This is a genomic window from Haloarcula sp. NS06, from assembly GCF_051122755.1.
Classification (GTDB): Archaea; Halobacteriota; Halobacteria; order Halobacteriales; family Haloarculaceae; genus Haloarcula.
This window is the reverse complement of sequence record NZ_CP184847.1, coordinates 1-21,598: the sequence shown is the minus strand read 5'-3', so window position 1 is coordinate 21,598 and position 21,598 is coordinate 1. Positions and strand designations below refer to the sequence as shown.

General features: G+C 54.4%; 16 protein-coding genes. 2 read left to right on the top strand and 14 right to left on the bottom strand.

What is annotated here, in order from left to right:
• Positions 1-42: 42 nt before the first annotated feature.
• The 4 genes from ACODNH_RS23560 to ACODNH_RS23545 form a co-directional block, all read right to left on the bottom strand.
• Positions 43-435: a hypothetical protein gene (locus tag ACODNH_RS23560; RefSeq protein ID WP_434531937.1), complete on the bottom strand. Its 393-nt coding sequence runs from the start codon at positions 433-435 to the stop codon at positions 43-45.
• The gene (locus tag ACODNH_RS23555; protein ID WP_434531936.1) at positions 432-1,280 is read right to left on the bottom strand and encodes a ParA family protein; all 849 of its coding nucleotides are present in this window, start codon (positions 1,278-1,280) and stop codon (positions 432-434) included. Before ACODNH_RS23555 ends, ACODNH_RS23560 begins: the two co-directional genes overlap by 4 nt.
• A gap of 232 nt (positions 1,281-1,512) precedes the next feature.
• Entirely contained in the window at positions 1,513-2,253 is a 741-nt protein-coding gene (locus tag ACODNH_RS23550; protein WP_434531935.1) for an FxLYD domain-containing protein, read from the bottom strand.
• Positions 2,254-2,573: 320 nt separating this feature from the next.
• Entirely contained in the window at positions 2,574-3,155 is a 582-nt protein-coding gene (locus ACODNH_RS23545) for a ParB N-terminal domain-containing protein (RefSeq protein ID WP_434531934.1), read from the bottom strand.
• A gap of 311 nt (positions 3,156-3,466) precedes the next feature.
• On the opposite strand from ACODNH_RS23545, the gene ACODNH_RS23540 reads away from it, so the two are divergent.
• Positions 3,467-7,075 carry an Eco57I restriction-modification methylase domain-containing protein gene (locus ACODNH_RS23540; RefSeq protein ID WP_434531933.1) on the top strand — a complete coding sequence of 1,203 codons (3,609 nt, stop codon included), beginning with the start codon at positions 3,467-3,469 and terminating at the stop codon, positions 7,073-7,075.
• 18 nt (positions 7,076-7,093) lie between these two features.
• Positions 7,094-8,125, top strand: a complete 1,032-nt coding sequence (locus ACODNH_RS23535) for an endonuclease NucS domain-containing protein (protein WP_434531932.1) — start codon at positions 7,094-7,096, stop codon at positions 8,123-8,125.
• Positions 8,126-8,206: 81 nt separating this feature from the next.
• Here ACODNH_RS23535 and ACODNH_RS23530 read toward each other — a convergent pair whose 3' ends face one another.
• The 10 genes from ACODNH_RS23530 to ACODNH_RS23485 all read right to left on the bottom strand — a co-directional run bounded on the left by ACODNH_RS23530 (position 8,207) and on the right by ACODNH_RS23485 (position 21,540).
• Positions 8,207-9,652, bottom strand: coding sequence for a helicase-related protein (locus ACODNH_RS23530; protein ID WP_434531938.1), 1,446 nt, complete (start codon positions 9,650-9,652; stop codon positions 8,207-8,209).
• A 193-nt stretch (positions 9,653-9,845) separates the two neighbouring features.
• Positions 9,846-12,017 (bottom strand): DEAD/DEAH box helicase family protein, encoded by a 2,172-nt coding sequence (locus tag ACODNH_RS23525; protein ID WP_434531931.1) that lies wholly within the window; start codon positions 12,015-12,017, stop codon positions 9,846-9,848.
• A gap of 184 nt (positions 12,018-12,201) precedes the next feature.
• Positions 12,202-13,308, bottom strand: coding sequence for a DUF3644 domain-containing protein (locus tag ACODNH_RS23520; protein WP_434531930.1), 1,107 nt, complete (start codon positions 13,306-13,308; stop codon positions 12,202-12,204).
• Between the two features lie 237 nt (positions 13,309-13,545).
• Positions 13,546-16,224 (bottom strand): replication protein H, encoded by a 2,679-nt coding sequence (locus ACODNH_RS23515; protein ID WP_434531929.1) that lies wholly within the window; start codon positions 16,222-16,224, stop codon positions 13,546-13,548.
• Positions 16,225-16,887: 663 nt separating this feature from the next.
• Complete coding sequence (locus tag ACODNH_RS23510; protein WP_434531928.1) at positions 16,888-18,006, bottom strand: homing endonuclease associated repeat-containing protein; 1,119 nt, start codon at positions 18,004-18,006, stop codon at positions 16,888-16,890.
• Between the two features lie 219 nt (positions 18,007-18,225).
• On the bottom strand, positions 18,226-18,873 hold the full coding sequence (locus ACODNH_RS23505) for a hypothetical protein (RefSeq protein ID WP_434531927.1): 648 nt from the start codon (positions 18,871-18,873) through the stop codon (positions 18,226-18,228).
• A 594-nt stretch (positions 18,874-19,467) separates the two neighbouring features.
• On the bottom strand, positions 19,468-20,079 hold the full coding sequence (locus ACODNH_RS23500) for an HD domain-containing protein (protein ID WP_010890466.1): 612 nt from the start codon (positions 20,077-20,079) through the stop codon (positions 19,468-19,470).
• A 160-nt stretch (positions 20,080-20,239) separates the two neighbouring features.
• Complete coding sequence (locus tag ACODNH_RS23495; protein WP_012289570.1) at positions 20,240-20,518, bottom strand: DUF7389 domain-containing protein; 279 nt, start codon at positions 20,516-20,518, stop codon at positions 20,240-20,242.
• 23 nt (positions 20,519-20,541) lie between these two features.
• A complete protein-coding gene (locus ACODNH_RS23490) occupies positions 20,542-20,943 on the bottom strand; it encodes a DUF6166 domain-containing protein (RefSeq protein WP_006186966.1) in 402 nt (133 codons plus the stop codon).
• A 105-nt stretch (positions 20,944-21,048) separates the two neighbouring features.
• Positions 21,049-21,540 (bottom strand): hypothetical protein, encoded by a 492-nt coding sequence (locus ACODNH_RS23485; protein ID WP_006186967.1) that lies wholly within the window; start codon positions 21,538-21,540, stop codon positions 21,049-21,051.
• Positions 21,541-21,598: the final 58 nt, after the last annotated feature.

Sequence of the window (21,598 nt, the reverse complement as noted above, 5' to 3'; positions counted from 1 at the left end):
GCAGGCCGTATACGAATACGAATACAAATACGTATACGAATATCAGAACTGCTTGCTGGCGTGACGTGCGTTAGCGTCTCGAGCTGTCTCAACTACCTCCGGTGCTGCCTGTTGAAGCCCAAGCCGTACGGCGAGGCGGAGTAACTCGCTCCGGTCGGTCACGTCTTTGTCGTCATCACGGCCGAGTTCCTCTTTCAGGGGCGTGCCGACGTCCGCGAGACTATCAGTTTCTTCGAGTCCTCGGATGAGTGCAGCAAGTTGTTCATCACGAACTGAGAGCGTTTTCGACACGTCACCACTCTCTACCTCACCAAGCAACGTGACGATAGCATCCTCCAGTTCGCTTGTCTCGTCATTAGTGGTCTCCGCTTCCGCCCGCGTTCCTACGTCAGTCTGTTCTCGCAACTCCTCCAATTCGTCATCAGTTTCGGTCATTCCTCGGCCCCCAGTCGATCTACGAGGACCCCTGCATCGGTTTCGTATGCCTCGATGGCCCGGTCTGCTGTCTTTGAGCGTCGCTCCAGCGCAAAGAGCGTCCCGCCGTTCATTTGTGCGTTCTGCACATCTTGCGACGATGGAATCTGTGTCGGCGCAAGCGAATCTGGATATTCAGTCTGGAACTCTTCGAGATAGGTTTTCCCCGCCTTCGTCCGCTCATCAACCTCGTTTAGCAGCACCATCACGAGCTCAATTGAGACGCCTTGCTCATTACGAATTGTCTCCAGATCTTGGCGCAACTGCTCTGCTTGCCCAGCCTCGAATGGTCCAGGACGGACAGGAGCAACTACATGGCCAGCCGCCCATAAACCGTTATACGCGATATTCGACGTGCTGCCCGGCAAATCCAGTAGAATTACGTCGTAGTCATCAGCCACATCTTCGGTGAGAAATTCATCGAGTCGACTGTATCGCTCCGCTGCATCGTCGATGTTGCCAAGCGTCGCATCAAGACCATCGAGACTCTCGTGAGCAGGAATGAGGTCTGGCCCCTCTCCAGTTGGCATGATAAGATCGTCAACGGGTGTGGGGAGCTTCTCAGCGATTTTCTCCCACTGGTCCTGAAAGACGGTTGTGATATTCGGCCAGCGGTCCTCGCCAGCTTGGACGTCCTCCCAGAGACCGAAGTGTTTGGCAAGGTCGCCCTGCTTCCCGGCGAGGTCGAGCAGGAGAACATCGTATCCGTGACGGTCAAGTGCAACGCCTAGGTGGGCTGTTGCAGTCGTCTTTCCGACGCCCCCCTTATCGAGGAATGTGGCCGCTCTCAGTGCTGAGTCTGGCATATACGCTAACGTATCCGTATACGCATACGTAAAGATACGTCAGACACACGGCGTCCATGTGACAACTTAAATTGGCCGCGAGGGTGTCATATACCGGTTCTCATACTCGGTCTTCGTATCTTCGAGTTGGTCAGTACAGTCGAACGTATTATCAGATCAAAAATCACAATATCACGAATCCGACGGTTGTTTCACTCAGTTTGGCAACAATCCTCTGTATTTGCGACTACTGTTACAGCGATTCCGTCGTCAGTAGGATTTCGCCACTCTCAACCTGTCCGGCGCGGTCTGTCAGCAGCGAGTCGAGTTCAAACTGCCAAGACTCCCCGGCTGCCAGATCCGTCACGTTGGTCCAGTTTGTCGTCAGAATCGAGCCATCGCTGTTATAGAATTTTGCATTAGCTTCGAGATATGAAACAGTGTTACTACGATTGTTAGCCGTTGTCCCACGGATTAGCGCCTGTTCTTCACTTGCCCGTAACGTCGAGTCGATTAATTCGATCCCTTCTGGGTTGAAGCTCGGTGGGTCCTGACCGCCGGAGATTGCCAGCTCGGCGCTGGCGAGGTTCGAGGGGTCATCTACTTGCATACTCGGGTTGAACAGCGGCAGCCACGTTTCGCCTGCCCCGATAGTTTCACAAAACGTAGGCTGCGAGGCGACGTAATTTCCATCGCCATCGAACCAGTCGCACGTCGCCTCGACTGTGCCCGACGGCGCGTTGCCGGCGTTGGTCACCGACCCCTCGGCGACGATACCGCTGTACAACGACCCCTCGGTTTGGCGAGTTGACACACCTTCGACGTTCAAGTCAACCACTGCCGCTGGCGTCGTTGTCTCTGTTGGCGTTGATTCCTCAGCCTGCGTTGACGCCTCGGTGGCCGTGGCCGTATCTGTCGGGGGCTCGGCCGCGCCCTCCGCTGTCATGGTCGTGCCGCTCCCACCACCGTCGCCACCGTCACTAGATTCCGCCACAGCCGGCGAGTAGTCCCGTCCCGATTACCGCGAGGTAATTGCGTCGACGCATGAAACGACATTTCTACTGACACTTTACTAAAATTTCGCCTCAGCGACAAATCGGTTGAATATTCGACTTGATTAGAAACTGGGGAGAATCAGTTTTTTGTGTAGCTGATACGCGCCGTGGGTTTCGCCAGAGCTTCAGAAGATATACCAACCTGCCTAGGAATTCAGGCGGTCGGTACGCAGGCGTATTGAGCAGATAGTTCTAAAAGTTCTGAAACAAACTACGCGATGAACTGTTCCACGATATCTTAGACCGCACCTGCTGCAGTTCAGTCTTGTCTACTGTTAGCGTCGCCGGAACTGTCCTGTTCTTCGGCTTCTGGGCCATCTTTGGGTTCGTTCGCGTCGTCGGAGGTGTTGTTGAGTTGACTCCGGTGCGCCACGGCGAACAACTCGGCGGCTTGGTCGTCGGTCACATCAATGACTTCGACGGGGTGGTGATCGAGACCAGCGACACGAGCGGCTTTGATGCGTTTGTGGCCGTTGATAATCGTCCCATCCTCTCGTACGACGGGGAAGCTCTTGGCGTACTGGTTGCGGTAGCAAGACCGGATTATGCTATCCTTCGGTTCGAAATCGAGATCGTGGTCGGGGAACGGCTGGAGTTCGTTGACATCCCACCATTCGACCCGTTTCTGTGGTTTGATGAGCTCAACGATATCTGGCGTGCGGATGAAGACACTGCCGAGTTCCTCTGTGTCGTCGACGGTCACAGTGTGCATTACGACACTGCCTCGGTTGTGGTGGACACGTTCGACCCATCCTTCGTAGGTTCGCCCCTCTGTGACGACACGGGCGTACTTGCCCTGTAAGGCCCTGTCCATCGATTCATGAAACGGGTTGTTGGTCATTCTTGGAGTGGCTATGTGCTCTTCCCGGAGTAGCTCAGAAATCGGTTCACATCACCGCACAGCCCACTTAGAAGCATACTTTTTGTGGCGGCGACTAAACACATAAACCACCTGCCTTCTCGCTGGACCGTAGAAAGCACTTCCTTTCTGCTCTTCTGATTTTTACCGAGGAATTTGTATAAGAGACAGAGAAGGCAACCACGGCTACAATCTTGCCCAACACAAAATCCGGCTGTCCATTATCGACATCAGCCTTGCCTACACCCTCCAATCGTGTGTAGTTTTATGAGGCCATGGTAGAAGGTAATCCCATGGATACACTCCAGCAGATTACAGCGAAGGACATCGCTGGCTGGGATTCACTCTCTGATGTCGCATCTACTTTCGAAAAGCGTGGTCTGAAAGTCCGTGATAACCTTGGAGACGACAACGAGCTCGTCCTCCAGCTCACCGACCGCGAGTTCATCGTCCTCGTCGAAGCTGGGCCAGGAGAATCGGCCTCCGATTTCAAACCTGACGACCGACGACGTCGAACTAACCTCGTCGCCACCAACGACTACGAGGAGTTTACCTTCCTCACCCGAACTCGGGCGCTCAATGGACAACAACACGGGCGTATCAAGCACCAGAAACTCTCGTTCACGAAGGAGCAGATGACCAGCGAGACGGGTGAGAAGAATACCATCCTCCAGAAACTCAACAGTCTTGAATTCGGCTCAGCGGCAGCGATTTACGACGATCTCTACGACACAAAACAAGTCGTCAAAGAGTTCTACCAGCAGTTCGAGACTCTTCGAACCGAACTCGTGCAGGAAGTCGCAGGTATTCCCGACGACCGCGGGGACGCCAAGCAGCGCTACGTGCAGGTCACACTTGACCGGATGATCTTCCTCTACTTCATCCAAGAGAAACGCCTGCTCGACCGCGACCCGAACTACCTCCATGACCACCACAAACAACGCGTAGACGAAGGCGAAAACGTCTACGAAGAATTCTATGAGCCGCTGTTCTTCGATTTCCTCGCCGAAAAGGGCAAAAAGAGTACAGAGTTCGGCGCACTTCCGTACCTCAACGGTGGGTTGTTCTCGAAGAACCCCATTGAGGAAGAATTTGAGGACGCTCGCCTCGGCGATACGACCGAGCACACCAACGAACTGTTCGGTGACATCCTCGACTTCCTCTCAGACTGGAACTGGAACGTGGACGAGCGGCTCGACATCGTCGATCCCAAGAACCTCTCGCCAGCCATCCTCGGCCACATCTTCGAGCAGACGGTCAACCAGAAAGAGATGGGGGCGTACTACACGCCTGAGGAGATTACCGGGTTCATGTCTCGGCGGACGATTCACCCGTACCTTCTCGACCAGCTCAACGAGGAAATTGGCGCCAACTACGAAGAAATGGACGATGTGTTTGGGTTCCCTGCTCCGGACGCTGAGAGCGGCGTGGAAGCACTAGCCGATGGCGGTGTAGTCACTACGCAGGTACCTACGGAAAACGTCGAGACACGGCACGTGGAGACGCTGTATCACGACTTCCTGAAGGGCGCTCGTGTCCTCGATCCAGCAGTTGGTAGCGGCGCATTCCTGCTCGCCGCCCAAGAAGTACTGTTGGACATTTACATGCAGTGTATCGAGTTCTTCCAGCAGATGGACGACAAGGGGAAAACATGGGAACTGGAGGAGCGAACCGTCGAGGAATTGGAGACGATCAAAGAGGGACGTGGGAGTGCTTCGCTGTACGCGAAGCGGTCGATTATTCTCAATAACCTCTACGGGGTGGACATCGATGATGGAGCTGTCGAAATTTGCAAGCTTCGATTATGGCTCTCGATGGTTGCTGACATCGAGGATGAGCCCAGTGAGGTTGAACCACTCCCAAACATCGATTTCAACATTCGGCAGGGCAATTCCCTCATCGGATATCTGGAGACGATCGAACCGAAAGGGTACTCTGACCCTGATGAGACCGAAAACAGCAAGATTGGCGATTGGAACATTCGGAACCGATACCGTGAGATATCGGAAGCGATTAAGAAACACCGTGAAGCCGATACGAGCGATGAAGCAACTAAGTGGAGAAACAAGGCTGAAGGACTGATTGAGGAATATAGGGAGGACTTCGATAGTGAACTAAAGTCGGAGTTCCACTCAGCTGGACTTGACGAGGTCGGTGACGATGAATTAGGTGACTACTCCCCATTCCACTGGCCACTTGAATTCCCCTATGTGTGGGACGACGGGGGGTTCGATATTATCATCGGGAATCCTCCGTGGGAGGTGCTTACCTCCGACCGAGAAGAATACTTCACTAAACATGACCCAGAGTTTCGGCAGAGGCCGAAATCAGAGAAAGACAAAAAAGAAAAAGAATTACTTGAAGATGAGACAGTTAAAGAGGGATGGGAACAGCACAAAGACAGAACACAGTCCCTCTCGACATTCATAACGAAGAGTTCCCTATATCAGCTCCAATCCCCAGATGTTGGTGGCCAAGGGAAACACGATCTCTCTGCACTCTTTTTTGAGCGTGTTTTCAAAATAGCCCGCGAGGACTCCTATGTCTCATTAATTCTACCAAACAAGATATTTGTAGGAACAAATGCCAGTGATCTTCGAGACCACCTACTCTCTAAGGCAGCACTACAAGACGTGATAACCTTCGAGAATAATGGAATCTTTGACATCCACGGTCAACACAAGTTTGGAATAACCACTTTCAAGAACTCGGGTTCTACTGACGTTCTTCACGGGAAATTCTTACAAGACAACACTGGGATTCTTTCGGACATTGATGAAACCGCATTTGATATCCCCTTGGAAGTTTTGAAGAAGTATTCCCCGAGAGTTCGTATCTTCCCACAAGTCCAGACTCAAGAAGAACTCGAACTAGTCAAGAGCATCATCAAGCATCCGAGTATGAGCGATGACTCGGAGGACGGGTGGTATATCGACATCTACAAAGAAGAGTTGAATCGAACACGTGACTCTGACCGGTTCGTCGAGTCTGAAGAAGAGGGGGACTACCCAGTCTATGGAGGCGGGAACTTTTGGCAGTACGAGTACGATAACAGCCTCCGTGACGACCTCAGCGACCCTTCATTCTGGAGCGTCAATGAGGATGTTGACCCCGATTTGAGTGCGAAACAGCGTATTCGAGGCAAGGATAAAAAACGGCTCAAGACTGCCATATATAATCAGTTCGATGGTACTGGGTCGCAGGTGAGTTTCGTCGATAGTTTACTCGAGGAACATGGGCGAGGGCCGCTATCGGTCGATGATGTGCTACTCGACTGTGCCAAGCCAAGGCTGATATTCCGTGAGATATCGAACACCACCAACGAGCGGAGCTTCATTTCTACCGTAATCCCCGAAGGGATCGTGTGCCATCACAAGGCACCGGTAATTCGCCCCCACGAAATGAACCCACAAGAAGAGGATCTCAATGAAGAACCGCTTCACAGTGTATATGAACCCATCTTCGAGGGCAAAGAACTGTTCGTCGCGCTCGGATTACTAAATAGCATTCCGTTCGACTACCTGGTGAGGACGAAATTAGACACGAGTATGTCGATGAACGTGATTGAAGAGGCACAACTCCCTCGCCTCACTGACGGGGACGACTGGTTCCACTACATCGCCGATCGAGCAGTTCAGCTCAATTGCTATGGGGATGAGTTCGGGGAGATTCGGGAGCAGTTAGGCGATATTGAACCGGTAACCGAGTCTCAAACACGGCGTGAGCTTCAGGCTGAAATCGACGCTGGTGCGTTCAAGGCTTATGGGTTAACTGAGAGAGAAGTCCGATTTGTTCTCGATGATTTCCACCGCGTCAAAGATCCCCGGATCATGACTGAAGACTATATTGAGATGGTATTCGAGAAATTCGAACAGTTGGAAGAGGAAGACCCCAAACCATAACAGAGCTGACTGAAACAGATGGTCTATCACATTGATGAGAACGGTGTCACAGCTCTCGAGCCCACCAGCTTCGATTCTCTCAAGTTAACCGAGGCGGAGATTGAGGAATGGATTGTCGAAACGCCATCGATACTTGGGGAAGATCTTCTGGTCGTCGCGTCCCAGTACGCTAAGTTTGACCGCACAGCCGAACGCCCCGACGTGTTGGCGCTTGACCCCGATGGGAAGCTCGTCATAATCGAGCTGAAGCGGGATAGCGCAGACAAGACGACCGATCTCCAGGCTATCAAGTACGCAAGCTACTGTTCAACGATTAGTGCAGAGGAACTCCAACAGGATTACCGAGCGTTCTGGAACAATCGCCGCGACGAAGACGACCAACTCACGCCTGAAGCCGTCGGCGAGCAATTCAGTGAATTCCTTGGTGAGGACGTCGTCACCACAGAAGATGGCTACGCGGACTTCGTCCTGGATGACCGGCCACGGATTTTACTCGCCGCGGGCAGCTTCGGCCCGGAGATTACAACCCCAGTCGTATGGCTCGAGCGTGAGTATGGGATGGATATCACCTGCATCGAACTGGACGTCCACCAACGTGACGAGGAGGTGTTCGTCAGTGCCCGCCAAGTTCTCCCTATCCCAGAGGCCGAGGAGTACATGGCCAAGCGCCGGCAGAAGGAACGTCAGCAGAGTCGGTCGTCGAGTCGCGCTGAAAGGGCGATTACGGTTCTGCTTGAGGCAGGGCTCGTCAAAGAGGGAGACGTCGTCCTGTTCGACGAGGAAAGCCTACCAGACGATGCTGAGCGCGAGTACGACCCAGAAGACAACTTCTGGCGAGGCCGGATTACGGGGAAGACGGGACGGAGTGACAACGTAGAGTGGCTGGAAAGCGGTGCAGAGTACTCTTTCACTGCTCTGGCTCAGGAGGTACTCGAACAAGCAACCGGTCGTGAATTCAACGTTAATGGATACCCGTACTGGCTACATCCAGAACATGAGATGAGCCTTTCCGAGCTCCGGCGATCGAAAGTCGGCGACATTGATTGGTGAATGTGGGTTTCCAGTGTGCTGAGAGAGGAGACAAAGTTCGTATCGACCTCCGACCACCGATAGAATAGACTGGGGACTCGATTATTGCCCGATGACGCCCCAGCAGATGAGTCGAGCCTGGACGGCGCTCTCACCAACAAGGGTAGTCTGATACTCCGCAGATGCCTCGATATTGTCCTCGATGAATGCCTCTAGTTCGACAAGGAACTCCTCGACCGGCCAGTCGCCCAGCGAGGTATAGTCCGGGTGTTCCCGGAAGGTCTCTCGCAACACTCGGTCTTCATCTGTGTGTTCGAGTTTTACTCGATCCAGTCGATCGAACAAAGCATTCGTCCACTCCCCGACCGTGTCATGCCCGTCTACAGGAGCTGGCTGGTCACCATACTGTGGAAGGATTCGCATCTGCATCATGTCGAGTAGCATCTCCTGGGTAGCTGACTGGCCACCGCCGCTGAACACTTGCTTGACCTGGCCTTCACGTATCTCCTCTAACCGCTCGGAGAGATGCTCCTCAATCGACTCCTTGTTCGCGATTACCCTGTCGGTGTTCCCGGAAAGTTGTTCACCCTGCGTTTCCGGTTCAATGGCGAGTGAACCGACGGGCCGCTCTTTCAGCTCACCACTGAATGGTTTGTAGTACAACGCTCGACGTACACGCCCAAGCGGTGCATCTTCGGGTTCTCCAGTCTCATCGTTCTCGAACCAGAGATGGACAAGACCAAACACACCCGGACGCGGGCCGGTATCGTGGCCAATAGCGTTCGTGTAGAGGAATTCTCGTTCATCGGTGGGTTCATCGAAATAGTCCTCTGCAAACTCGAAGTCCTCCGAAGAGAGTCCATAGTCTTCATTCAGCTCCTCCTTGAGGAGCACACGCTCGAATGCCGCATTCTCGTCACTTCCAGCGTTCCGTAGCAGTGGATTCTTGGAGGTATCGTCCAACTCGTTATAGTCGGTCACGTCACGGGACTCTCGAATCGACGACTCAATCTCCTCAATCTCCAGTTCTCCGATAGTTTTCTCTGTCTCGACTCCGGCTTTCTCCAGGACCGCATCTTCGTTCGGATCAAGAATGTTATTCTCTTTTCCGACGATGAGTGCAATATCGTTGATTTTCGCCTGCAAGCGTTCTAGAAGTTTGATTGCAGCCTCTATATCTCCGTCAGGGTAGAAATTGTGTACGTACTTGTCCGCCGTTGAACCGATTCGGTCAATACGCCCAACCCGCTGGACGATGCGCATTGGATTCCAAGGTAGATCATAGTTTACGACCACTGAGATGTCCTGAAGGTTAACTCCTTCACTAAGAGTGTCTGTTGCAACCACGTACTGCAACTCAGTCTCGTCACTTTCGGCCAGTGTCTGCTGATATCCCGACGCCTCTGGGGCGAACCGTTTGATGATGTCTTGCTTGTTCTCGTCTCCACCCTTTACGACCGCACTGTTTTCCATCGTCATGGGTGAGGACTCGTTGTCGACGAGTGTCCGGTGGACGTAGTCTGCGGTAGCGCGGTACTGAGTGAATATGAGAACTTTCTGGTCGTATCCGTTCAGAACTTCGGCCAGCCGCTCAATCTTGGGGTCACGGAACTCCCGGAGCGCGAATACGGCTTCATAGAAGTCCAGTGTGGCAGTGTCGGCTTCGCTTAAGTCGTGCTGGGGGTAGAGGATAGGATTCGGGTCATCTTCCGATACGTCGGGAAGAACTGCTGCACCGTGGTCAGCGAGCCACTGTTCCAGCTCTGACTTCCATGTCCGCGATAGAACCTGAGTCTCGGGCTACACGACCGATGAACCGGGAGAGGAAGTACGCAAGGAGGGTCAAGTCTTCGTGAATGTACGTTTTCACCTCTCCCACCGTGGCATCGGCTAATTCGTCATCTGCATCGCCCCCATCTGCTTGAAGCGCACCACTATCGAATCCAAACTCTTCGAGCGTTTGCTCTACATCTTCAGCTGCTTCCTCCCCTTCAACGAAATCCTCTAGTGTCGTTTCTGCTGCATCGTCTCCCATTGTACGCAGTACATCGATATCTTCGTCGTCAGGAAGTCCATCAAGGAATCCAAGGAGCGAACGCTCACTCTCGTGTAGCGTCTGCACTGACTGGACGAAGGCATAGGTGGAGGACTCGAGGCGTTTCAACAGATTTAGCTTGTAGAGTGCTTTCAGTGTTCCCCCTGCCTGTGGATTCTTGATGGTGATGTGTGGGAGGTGGAGCGCATCCATCACGTCCGGGAGCATCCGATAAATGGGCTGATAGGCGGGAGGGAGGGAATACTGCTCCTTGTTGAGTTCGGGAGGTTTGAAGCTCATATCGAAGTCATCTTGATCGGTAAGCGTCTCTTTGACGTGCTTTCGAGTTCGAAGTACCATCACTTCGTTTAGTATCTCGGAAATCTCGTCCGAGTGGCGCTTGAGCTTCTCTGTCATCTGTCGCTGCTCCTGCTCAGTGGCTTCTTCTTTACCGGCAGCAATTCGCTTCCGCTCGGCAGCAAGGTCAATGTAGTCGTCGAAGGCGCTAAATTTAAGCGACGCTTTGTTCATCAGCTCGTTTTCGTCTGTGAACAATCCGATGAGATTCTTGAGATCGGTCGCTGAGTTATTTATTGGCGTCGCAGTCAGCATGATCATCGTGTTCTTCCGGAGGAGGCGAGCGTTCGCATGTCGCCGAGTTCCCGTGTAATCGTCGTCGTCGACCGGATTTGGATTCCACTTCCCATGATTTCGGAACCGATGTGCCTCGTCGATGAGCACTACGTTAAAGCGGTCGTCTAGAGCGTTCACCTCATCGTATGTGAGGTTCTGGAATTTGCTGATGCTCATGACCTGCAAGTGTTTTCCATCAACCTCAAGGCCGAAGAACGGGTCTCCGTCCTCGTCTGTGGCGTCTTGGAGGAGATCGCGCCACTGATCGGTTAGGTTGGCTGGGACGATGAGGAGACAACGGTCACCTTGTTCTCGGTAGTCGTAGAGGAGTTCGCTTCCGATGAACGACTTCCCTAAACCGACTGAATCAGAGATTATACAGCCATCATATTGAGACAGTTTCGTCTTTGCACTCTCGTAGCCGAGTGTCTGGAAATAGTACAGTGGGCTGTCACGAATGCTGACGTTGCCGTTCAGCTCATCATACGCCAGCAGTTTATACATCTCGAACGGTTCGAGATACGTTCCAATATCTACCTCATCTTCGACTTCATCATCGTCCTCATCCTGCTGTTCCTTCCACTGCTGGTACCGATCGGTCTCTTCGATGATGTTAATGATTTCCTCAGAGAACTCCTCGCCGTTAGCCCATTGGTTGTCATACCATTCTTCGAACGCTTCGGCGTCGCTGCCGTTCTGACTGGTCAGGTTGAGTTCGACGTTGTGACGATGGCCTGACTGTGAGAAATTCGATGATCCGACGATAGTGACCGCACCTCGCTGGTCGCGATCACCGTTCCGTAGACTCGGGTCGTCAGTTGCACCGCGGAAGCTGGCGCCTTTCGCATGAAAATATCCTGAGTCGGGGTTTCGAACCCTAACATCAACGAGTCCCTCTGCAATGAAATCCCGTAGCCGGTCAAGTCGTTCAATCTGTGCGTTGTTCAGTTCCTCAACATCTTCCTTAACCTCCTGCTCAAACTGCTCACGTAACGTTTGTCCTTCACTGACTTCGTCTACGGTACGTTGGTCGGTCTTTCGACCCATCAGGATGCGAAATGGGGCGTGTTCGAGTTCCTCCGGGTTGCGAAGATTCTCAAGATCTTCTTTGAAGAGATTAAAGCCAGATAAATAGAAGTAGCCGGTTGCAATGCGAATTTCCTCGCATTCAGGGACGACGGTCTTGTAAACATCTTCGAGGGTGTTGTTCGAGTTATCTACAAGCGCGTCAAGGGAGGGTAACATTAGATATGAAACTACACTGATTATGGCATATTCATACTTTCCCCCTCTCACCACTCAATTATTGAGCGATGATGACTTCCGGCTTGTTTAGATTGGCTGATAGCCGGGGAACGTGAATGTTTGTAGTCACGGTTCAGCAGATTCAGCGAGTATCACTCGATTGTGGCGGCGCCAACCACTTATTTCAAGGCCACACATCATCGCCGTGTTTCTCAAACGCGTCATCTGGATCTAGCCCAGCTTCAATAGCTTCCACGACTCTGTCGACAGTATCTCGACTGAACCCTTCGCGTGTATCTCCCTCACCGAGTGAAATCTCTTCCCGGTGGTAGTCGCGGTTATCCAAAACGCCAATCTCTCTCATTACCGCTTTACACCGAGCCCACGTGATTTCATCATCAAGTTGCTCATTAATATCGTCTCGAAGTTGGAACGGATTAAGTGGATACCGATCATGGAGATTCTTTTCCGTGAATAGATGCACATCTGTGTCCTCGTCGATTTCGTCTTCAGGAACGTACGTCGCCGGGAGTCCCTCCTCGGATCCAAACTGAATCCTCCGGCCTTGTCCAATATCTTCCTCGCCAGAAAGAGCCGCGAAAACATGCGGGAATACACCTTCCAAGTTTTCTCCACTTACAATTTCGGCGAGTCGATCGTTAATTTCGGCCTGTGTTGGAGTCTGGCCGTCATCATTAAGTCCTCGTTCAAGCGATTCTAACGATTTGATTCTCTTCCGTGCTTCTTCAACCCGGTCCTCTTCCATTAGTTGTTCGATTCTAGTTACTTCTTCTTGGACGAGGTTGACAATATCTACCGGCATCAGCGTCGCCAAAGGGAGAACCCGCTCTGGTAGGTAGTTCGAAAGTTGTTCACCAAACACATCTTCCAGTACCTTCTGGAATATCTCGATGCACTGGCGTGACTGGAGGTATAGTTGTCCCTCGCTGATTTGGACTTGCTCGTGCTCAGCAAAGTCTCGCTGATGATTCAACACTTGGAGAACTGCCCCTTCGGACTCGTTAATACATCTTAGAGAGCCGTCGCTATCCTGTCCATAACGACAGATGTTGACGCAGGTTTCGAATCCGTAAGTATTCCCGTCCCCGTTATCATCTCGAATATGACCACCTTGTTCGAGAATTACCCCTTTGAGGAGCATCTCAAAAGCATGGTTCAATTGTATCAGGACTGCTTCTACTCGACCATCATCGTACGGTCGATTGAACAACTCAACAGCGAGTCTGAACGAGTTTATTCCGGACTGCTTGTAGTCCTCCGAACCAGCCATTTGTATGATTCTCATCTGGGACAAATGTAAAATATACTCAAAAACACACCCTTCCTGAGGTGAGATGACTGCTCAACCAGCCTTGGCTAACGAACCTGAGAGTGAGAATTGCGACGAAAGAAGGGGAAGCTTCCACTCCGTTGTACTCGGGTTCACAAATTGGAACAACTATTGGTCGTGATTATCGCGCTAATCACAACTTCGCAGAGGGAATCGTCCAGATCGGCGGATTGCTCTCTAGTTTGCAGAATTGACGAGCGAAGTCTGGGTCGTCGTTGGATCGGGATCAAGCCCCAGCACGACCGATTTGGGGGGTTGGTAACGCACTGATTCGGTCCCAGTAGTCAGTTTGTCCAGCGTCGTCCCCTGCAGGTGAGCGACCAGCGACAAGACCGGTCGACAACTGGAGTGCTGGTCCAGCCACTCGTCGAACCGATCACCACGTCCTGTCACAGCCAGCGTCAGTTCACCGCCGTAGTCGATCTCCTGGTGCCCCAATTCGTAGAGAACTTCCGCGATAACAGCCATTTCGTCGGAGAACGCCGGCCCGTAGGCCGTTGTGTCCACCTCAGGGGAAGGGGTTGCAGTCCGTAAATCGCCTTCCTCACCGTCGAATGGCAAGCAAATCCGCCATTCCGTCGCTCGACCCGGTCCAAGATCCTCGCGTTGGATGACGCCAGCGGCCTCAAGGTCGGCAAAGTACGTCTCGTTGTTCCGAAGCGTCTGTGTCGAGACGTCCAGAAGGTCGGCAAGGTCACCCGTCGCCAGGGGTTCATCGACATCCAGCAGTATCGCGACAGCCTCGGAGACTGACCGGGGGCCGAAATCGGGCAGGAGTTCGTCGACATCCAGCTCCGACAGCGCATACCGGAGATCGTCGGTCGTGAGGGTCCGTGGCTGGTCCGCCTCCCCGCCGAGGTGGAAGACAGCCCGCGCCGCAGCGAACGTTCCGCTCGTCAGGGCGTGCAAGATTGAGACCGTCTCTCGGGTCGGTTTCAACGATTTGAGGCTCAGTTGCCGGGACAGCGCAGTGGCGACGGCATCACGACGATCACCATCGACGATATCGAGATTCAGCATGAACGCTGAGAACCCATCGGCGCCGTCCTGCAGATCCAGATGATCGTCAAGATCCTCGAGGTGGGGTCGCATCGAGTCGACCGTTGGGCCAGCAAGCACCCAGCTGCCGGTCGTGTCACCGGTTGGGTCCGCTGCATCGACGTCGGGTGTCGCGAGCAGTTGTGACCGTTTCTCTTCGCGGTCCTCGTAGAGCACTCGGTACGCGGAATAGAGCCCGTAGCGGCTGGACACCGCAGTCTGAATTGCGATCATCTTCGCGAGATTGTCTCGGCGAGTTCCATCTTCAACCGCCCAGTCAGGGACCTTGAGGACGCGAGTGATATCGATGTCAAGCATATCATAGATCCGGGAGACAGTTCCCAGCAGGCCGTGGGCGTTGCGCATCACCGTCGAGAGGCTCTCGTTCTCGTCGCCGTTGCCCTGGACGTCGGTCGTCATCTGGAGTAGCTCATCGCGAGCGTCTCGAAGCCGGGACCGGAGGCCTTCGGCGGTAGCGTCTTGATTCCGGAGATAGCCCAGACACCCCCCATCGCGGAGGAGATACGGGTCGGACACCGGGAGTCCGTCCAGTCCAGACCGATCTGGCCCGCCAGCAAGCCGATTCTGCGTTAAGACCTGCTGAAACGCCGGTTCCGAGAGTAACGCCGCACAAAGACGGACCACTGTGTAGACCTGGTAGCCGGCTGCTTCGACTTCGACAACGATCTCATCGCGTTCCTTCAAGAATGAGTAGCTGACCCCACGGGAGTCGCCAGTCGAGTCGACTGTGCGGGAGCAAAGCGCGATTTCACCGGGAGCAGCCGCCGAGACGGCCCCATCGTGGATGTGCCCGTCAAGGAATGAGACGGTCGGCGCGGTGTTGGAGCCGCCGCGGGTGGCGGTCGCGGCCTCGCCGTCGGGCCGGTCCCCCTCCTCTCTCTCGGCGGTTGGGGTGTACACGGTACTGTGCTGAGATTTTGGGGGGTCAGTAACGCCGGGTGAATCGGCCCGCTGGCCGGAACCCGCTCCCTGCTGGCTCTCGTCAGTACGGCCCGAACCGCCAGCAGACGGGACGTACGGCGAGTCAATCGAGAAGTCTGGGTGTTCGTCCAGCAGCGCATAACCCGCCGGCAGCAACCGCACAGTCCGATCTCCGGAGCCATGAGATTTCACCAAGTCGAGGTCGGCCATACGCTTCACCCACGCGCGCAGCGCCTCACGAGAGGCCCACTCCAAGAGCGTGTGATTCTGCAGCGCGTCGTAGGTCAGTTGCTCTCTGTCAGCGTCTGCAACGGCGTAGAGACGCTTCCAGTCCTCGTGGCGTGCGCCACGGTCGGCAAGCAACTCCCGGACGTGCTGGCGGCGCTGGGCAGTTCTGGTCGACACGGAGTCGGAGCCATATAGGCGCGACTCCAGGGAGTGAGTCACGCTGGCCGGCAGGACCTCATCAAACCCGGTCAGCAGATGACGCTGGACGCGCGGCGTTGCGTTAGTCAGGATCACGTCGAGGCCAGCACTCAATTCGACAAGGAACTCGATCAGCGACGAGCGCTGGGTCCGAGAGAGGTCCCACAGCTCACGCACGTCAACGGCAAGCGTTGGCTGGACGTCGGCGGCTTCAAGCACCGCGATCGGCCCCTCCAGTACATCAGCAAGCGATGAATGGGTCCCGATAGATGTTGTGCCACCGAGCTGGCGAGACACTTCCAACAGCCGGAACCACTGCAACTGTGAGTCGGCTGCTTGGGCAGCGAGTGCTGCGTAGTGGTGTTCAGCACCAACGCCGGGAATCTCATCAGCGAGCGCCGTGACACCGCACTCTTCGATCAGTTTCGCCCGCCACTCGTCGCGAGGCACACCCACGAGGAGTTGGCGTAGCGCTGTCAAGAGTGCATCCGAGAGTTGCGTATCGGGCTCCCAGAGAGCACGATTGAGAGCCCGCGGGCTGGACACGGCATCTGGACCCAGCCTCAGACCTACTGTGGAGTCTATCGACCCCTCGGGGCGAACGGTGATACTCGTCATTTGCGTCGAGTACGACCCTCTAACGGCTCTCTGGCGACACGAATAGGCCCAAACTGCGCAGAGATGGCTCTCGCTGTTCGGGCACAACGCTTATTCTATCCCGGTCAGAAACAGTAGGTGAGAACGACAGATCGTTGGCGTTCATCACCTTCTCAGCCGAGGTCGGTGGGACGACCCCGGCATCCTGCCTCTCACCGATTAGCGGTGAGTATATTCTCTGTGCTTGATGTTGAATCGGTTTGGTCGGCTGTGTGTTAAATACGTCGGCTATTGCAACAGGTTGCGTCAGACGTGCGTCTGACGATTTGCAGGCCCTCATCGAGCCACCTCCACGCTGACCTGCATCCGCAGACGTTCAGTCGCACTCTCGCTGCGGGCGTGTTCGTCGAGAACGATCACGTCGATCACGTCGCCGGACCGGAGCCATGCTTCCACGACAGCGACGAGATCGCCGTCGGCGACGGTCGCCCTATCGATGGCTGGTGTGCTGCTGTCTCAGGGCTCGTATCGGCGGAGCTGGTGGGTCGTCGGTTCGTACCCGGCTTCTCCCAGAGCCTCTACCCACGACCCGAACAGCTGTTGATACGGGGAAGTCGAGTACTTGCCCAGTTCGTTCATTTGTTCTGTTGTCGGCGGCCGATCGACCTGTTGAGCCACTCGTTGAATCTCAGCGAGCAATTCATCCCGTGTGAACAGATCCTCGGTGGTTCCAGTGAACGGACTGAAGCCCGCCTGTTCGAGTGCGTTGTTCCACGAGCCAAATCGCCTCACGTATGGCGTTATCGAATACGTACCATACTCAAGCATATCCTCGGTCGTCGGTCGCCCACCAACCTCATCTGCGACTGTCTCGATTTCATCGAGTAACTCCGAAGGCGGAATGCGTTGCTCGCCGCCTTCGGGGCGCTCTTTGTGAGGAATAAATCCGGCTTCACTTACCGCGTCGTTCCAAGAGTCGAACCGCCGAAAGTAGACAGAGGCAGTGTATTCTCCGTGCTCGATCATCTCTCTCGTTGTCGGTGGCCGCCCGAACTCCTCGGCAAGACGCGCTATCTCGGTGAGAAGTTCTTCATCGGAATACTCGGTTGATGTTCCAAGCGGTTCGTACCCTGCAGCGCGGACAGCATCGTTCCACGTTCCAAAGCGATCCCCGCAGGTCCGTGCAGAGTAAGCACCCTCCGCATCCATTCGATTAGCCGTTGGGGGTGTTCCATCAGTGGCCAGCCGCGAGATTTCGGCAGTTATCTCTTCTTTACTGATGAGAGACTGTTCTTCTTTGTCTATATTGGCCGCATCGAGAGCGGAGTCGATATCACCGAACTTCGAATAAATTTGGGAGAGAGGATGGTTGCCGCGTTCTCTGATTGCGTCGGCCCATGAGGATGGGTTTCCAATGGTTTCCTGTATCCGCTGGAGATCTTTGATCAGATCACTACGAGTTGTTTTGGTCGACTCAAACCCCGCGGCTTCGAGTGTCTCTTCCCACGTGTCGAAGTAGTAGTAATACGCCTGAGCAGAGTACTGCCCATGTTCGTGCATGTCTTCTGTGGTGGGTGTTTTGCCGAGTTCCTTGGCTAAGTCTTGCAGATGCTCGATGAGGTCATCCCGACCCATGCTGGACGGTTAGTCTCAAAGATCAAAAATTTGTTTCTATACCTTATCGACCTCGCCTATCAGATCATTCAGTTTGTGTTTTGAAGGTCATATTCCACACCCTCAAGTGAGCACTTGGAGAATTTGAGTGAGTCAAACTAGATTCTGGTCGTTTGGAGGATAGTCGGCAGCAACGCAGTATTAGGGTATTCTGATCGTGATTATCGCACTAATCGCAATCTACCGACGCGGGGGTTCGAGATTCTTCATCGAGAAGTCTGACTTCGGGACGAACCGGGCAGCGAGGTCGGCCAGTTTTCGAGTGCGCTGAATATCAGCCAAATTGTGTTCCAGCAGCGGGAGCCAGTCACCGTTCTCAAAGGCGTCGACAGCCGTTGCGCTGTCCTCGAAGGGGTCACAGGTCTGTTCACCGATCAGGGCGTCGTAGACGCCGACGAGATCGCTCTGATCGTTGGTGTCGAAGCGGTCGACGATCTGCATCATGTCGGCGTAGGCAACGTCACCGAACGGCCAGTCCATTCCGTGTCGAAGGAACCGAGTGCGGCAGAACGGCAGGTCGAAGCCGCCGCCCCAGGTTTCGCCGTTGAACGCGGTGAGGTAGTGGCGGTCGCCATCGAGTTGGTGGGTTGCGAACGTCGCGACGGCCTCAAGGAGTGCCCGTTCATCGTCAACGAGCTCAAGTTGAACCGTCCGATCGGAGTGTTCGTCGAGCGTCGTGACGAGTGCCTTCCGGTCGGCGGTACGTCCGTCAAGGTTGCAGATGAGTGATTCACCGAGGTCATGTGCGAAGCCAGCAACCGTAACCACAGCATCATCGTGAAAACCCGACGTCTCGATATCGAACGCGATTGGGTCGAGATTCGACATACAAAGCAGTACGGAAGAGTCTGCCATAAGAGCGAGCCAACCGGAGTGAAAGTGACGCTAAAGCTTTCTGTTGACGAGTTCCGAGGTCCCATATCCTTAGAAATTCGGTGTCTCATCGTATATTTACATCAGTCCGGTGAATTCCGGTTCACTTTTCATAGACATCAGCCTGATGAAATCTGGTGTATAATCTTGTTCGACGTGGCTCTTGCTGAGATGGTGAAACAGCTTTGTCTGGTGTCTGCTAGGACAGTGAAGAGCGTGTCATCGAATCGGTCACGCGCCTTTGACTCTAGACTCAACTTCGCATGTTTTTATGTTCTGCTCAGAATGTTGGGTAGAAGTCCTAAGAATAGCCTTCTCACAGTGGACCACCGCTGATATGCCGCTCAGTTGGCCAGCGATCCCCCAATCTGACCAGTTTGTGACCCCAAGGAAGTCGGTCGAACGTCGGATACCGATAGATATCCCATGATTCATGGTCTCTACATCCGGAATTTTGGGTGGTATATAAACGTGCGAGGTTGAGTCTAGAGTGAACGGTCAATACAGGGTGTACACTGACCGAGGAACCTGTAAGTGACAAAGACTAATTCATAGTTGGCAAGGTCGTCCGATTTCGCTTTCGTATTCCGATTTGATTTGCTTAAACAGGTCCTGGCCGAATTCTGTCTGGAAGCGTGGCGCGGCGGTAGCAAAGAACTCGTCTAGATTCTCGAACTCGGTGAAGTGGTCAGTTGTTTCGGCTTCATCGTACCTATTTTGGCGCTCATACTTGAGCGCCTGGAGACAATTATCAACAAGATCCATGTCTTTGACGAACTGTGCCGTCGGGGTGTCACGGGCTTCGTACTCTTCCCAGAGCGACAGCAGTTCGGAATCGTTGAAGGGCCCGACGAGATCGGTTACCGCGCTCCGTTCAGCCGTCTCTTTCTCGGACGTGGGAATGGTCTGGCGTCCGTCCTCCGCACGGGTTGCAATATCGCCCGTGCGAGCTTCGCCGAGGTCGTGAATGAGGGCCATCGTCACTGCTTTCTGGCGGTCAACATCTTCTTGGTCGGCATAGAGCAGACAAAGCGCCGCTGTCCCCCACGTGTGGGCTGCGACCGATTCAGGCGAGTCGACATTCCGGAGTTCCCATCCCGTCCGAAGTTCGTCCTTCAGGTCGAACCATTCGAGCAAGGATCCGAGTTCGTCTGTCATCATATCGGGGAAACAGCAAGCGGCCAATTCAAAATATCGAGATGATTCCGCCGAGCACCCACACTCAGTCAATAAGTTCGCACACACATTGAACAGATAGTTCAGTCAAAACGAGTCGAAATTTGTGGCCTGCCAAATCGTTTTGTGAGACCCGCTAGACTGCTTACTCGTCTTCTTCCTCGGGTTGGATTTGGCGGGCGTCCTCGGCGAGTTTGTAAACGTACGCTCGAAGGATCTCCATGTCCTCTCGGGCGTCTTCGAGCGTTTTCGCTTTCACCTTGGCTTTGATCTGGTCTTCATCTCGTGTCCCGGTTCCGCGCTTGAGCTTCACGGTCAGCGAGACACCGACGTCGCTGCGTTCGACGTATTCCGTTGGTGACGGCCGCTCACTGTTCTCTATCGATTCGACATCCGCACGAGACGGCTGGTTGTGTTCCGACATATGTTACTCTCAGTGATTGGTGCTCAGATAGACGGTGCGGCCGCTTCGTCGGATGTCTCGCGAAGGACTGCGTCGATGTCACTGCCGGTGAGTCGCCAGCGCCCGCCGGGACCAGTGCAATCCAACTGGCTTACGACCTGGTTTTTGAACTCCGTGTATTGCGCTAGCGCAACCTCCTCGTCGTCGGAGTAATCGAGCAGGAGCGCGAGCGCGAGTTGTGCCGGGCCACTGCCCCCGTATCCCCATTCGAAGCCAGAGGGACTGTGACTCGCCAACTCGAGACTCCGATTTGGAGTGAGCCGTTCCTGACCGGGCTGTTTCTCCACGATGGCGCGGCCTCGCTGTCGATAGCCGACGTAGACGACGTCACGGTCACTTCTCGGGCGTGTCTGTTCGACTGATTGTGAGTCGATAGTTCCACTCATCGTTCTATTCGAGGTGTGCTCGTTCGAGCACCCCCGCACCCCTCAGGGGGCGAAAAAAATGCTCTGCGGTCACTGCACCACGGAGCAGCTGGCCGGTTTGTTCCCTCAGAAGTGGATGTCCGCCGGCACAATCCAGAGATCGTCACTCTCGTCGAGAATTCGCTCCAACTGGCCTCGATGCCGGATGCCGCTGCCATGTTCGTCATACAGGCAGACCGAAGGCCCGTCGTACGCACCGACCTGGTGGAATGCGTGCCGGGCGAGGTCCGCATCGCGCATGATCTCCTCGTCGCTGTGTTCGTCGAGTGCCTCCTTCACCCGGTCGAGATTCCGCTGAAACTCCTCTTTCGTGGCTTCCCAGCCGCGTTCGAGCAGCTCCTCGCCCTCATCGGATTCCACAGAAGCTGCAACCGGGAGATCACCCCAACGGGCCGTTCCAGCGACCGTCGTGTCCTCCTCGTCAAAGCACACGTAGTAATCGAAGACAGCACCTGCGTGTGGCACGGCGCCGACGAGTCGATCGAACACCGTCTTTCCGGTGGCGAGCGCATCATCTCGTGTCGATGCCTCAACTAGCGTGTAAATGACCATGTGCATCGGTTGTCACCTCGGTCTGCCGACGCACGCGACTCCGCTCCGCATCACTGCTTGGTGC

Coding starts and splice junctions, on each gene's coding strand:
- ACODNH_RS23560 (WP_434531937.1), bottom strand. CDS start 435: ATGACCGAAACTGATGACGAATTGGAGGAGTTGCGAGAACAGACTGAC.
- ACODNH_RS23555 (WP_434531936.1), bottom strand. CDS start 1,280: ATGCCAGACTCAGCACTGAGAGCGGCCACATTCCTCGATAAGGGGGGC.
- ACODNH_RS23545 (WP_434531934.1), bottom strand. CDS start 3,155: ATGACCAACAACCCGTTTCATGAATCGATGGACAGGGCCTTACAGGGC.
- ACODNH_RS23540 (WP_434531933.1), top strand. CDS start 3,467: ATGGATACACTCCAGCAGATTACAGCGAAGGACATCGCTGGCTGGGAT.
- ACODNH_RS23535 (WP_434531932.1), top strand. CDS start 7,094: ATGGTCTATCACATTGATGAGAACGGTGTCACAGCTCTCGAGCCCACC.
- ACODNH_RS23525 (WP_434531931.1), bottom strand. CDS start 12,017: ATGTTACCCTCCCTTGACGCGCTTGTAGATAACTCGAACAACACCCTC.
- ACODNH_RS23520 (WP_434531930.1), bottom strand. CDS start 13,308: ATGGCTGGTTCGGAGGACTACAAGCAGTCCGGAATAAACTCGTTCAGA.
- ACODNH_RS23510 (WP_434531928.1), bottom strand. CDS start 18,006: ATGGGTCGGGATGACCTCATCGAGCATCTGCAAGACTTAGCCAAGGAA.
- ACODNH_RS23505 (WP_434531927.1), bottom strand. CDS start 18,873: ATGTCGAATCTCGACCCAATCGCGTTCGATATCGAGACGTCGGGTTTT.
- ACODNH_RS23500 (WP_010890466.1), bottom strand. CDS start 20,079: ATGATGACAGACGAACTCGGATCCTTGCTCGAATGGTTCGACCTGAAG.
- ACODNH_RS23495 (WP_012289570.1), bottom strand. CDS start 20,518: ATGTCGGAACACAACCAGCCGTCTCGTGCGGATGTCGAATCGATAGAG.
- ACODNH_RS23490 (WP_006186966.1), bottom strand. CDS start 20,943: ATGAGTGGAACTATCGACTCACAATCAGTCGAACAGACACGCCCGAGA.
- ACODNH_RS23485 (WP_006186967.1), bottom strand. CDS start 21,540: ATGCACATGGTCATTTACACGCTAGTTGAGGCATCGACACGAGATGAT.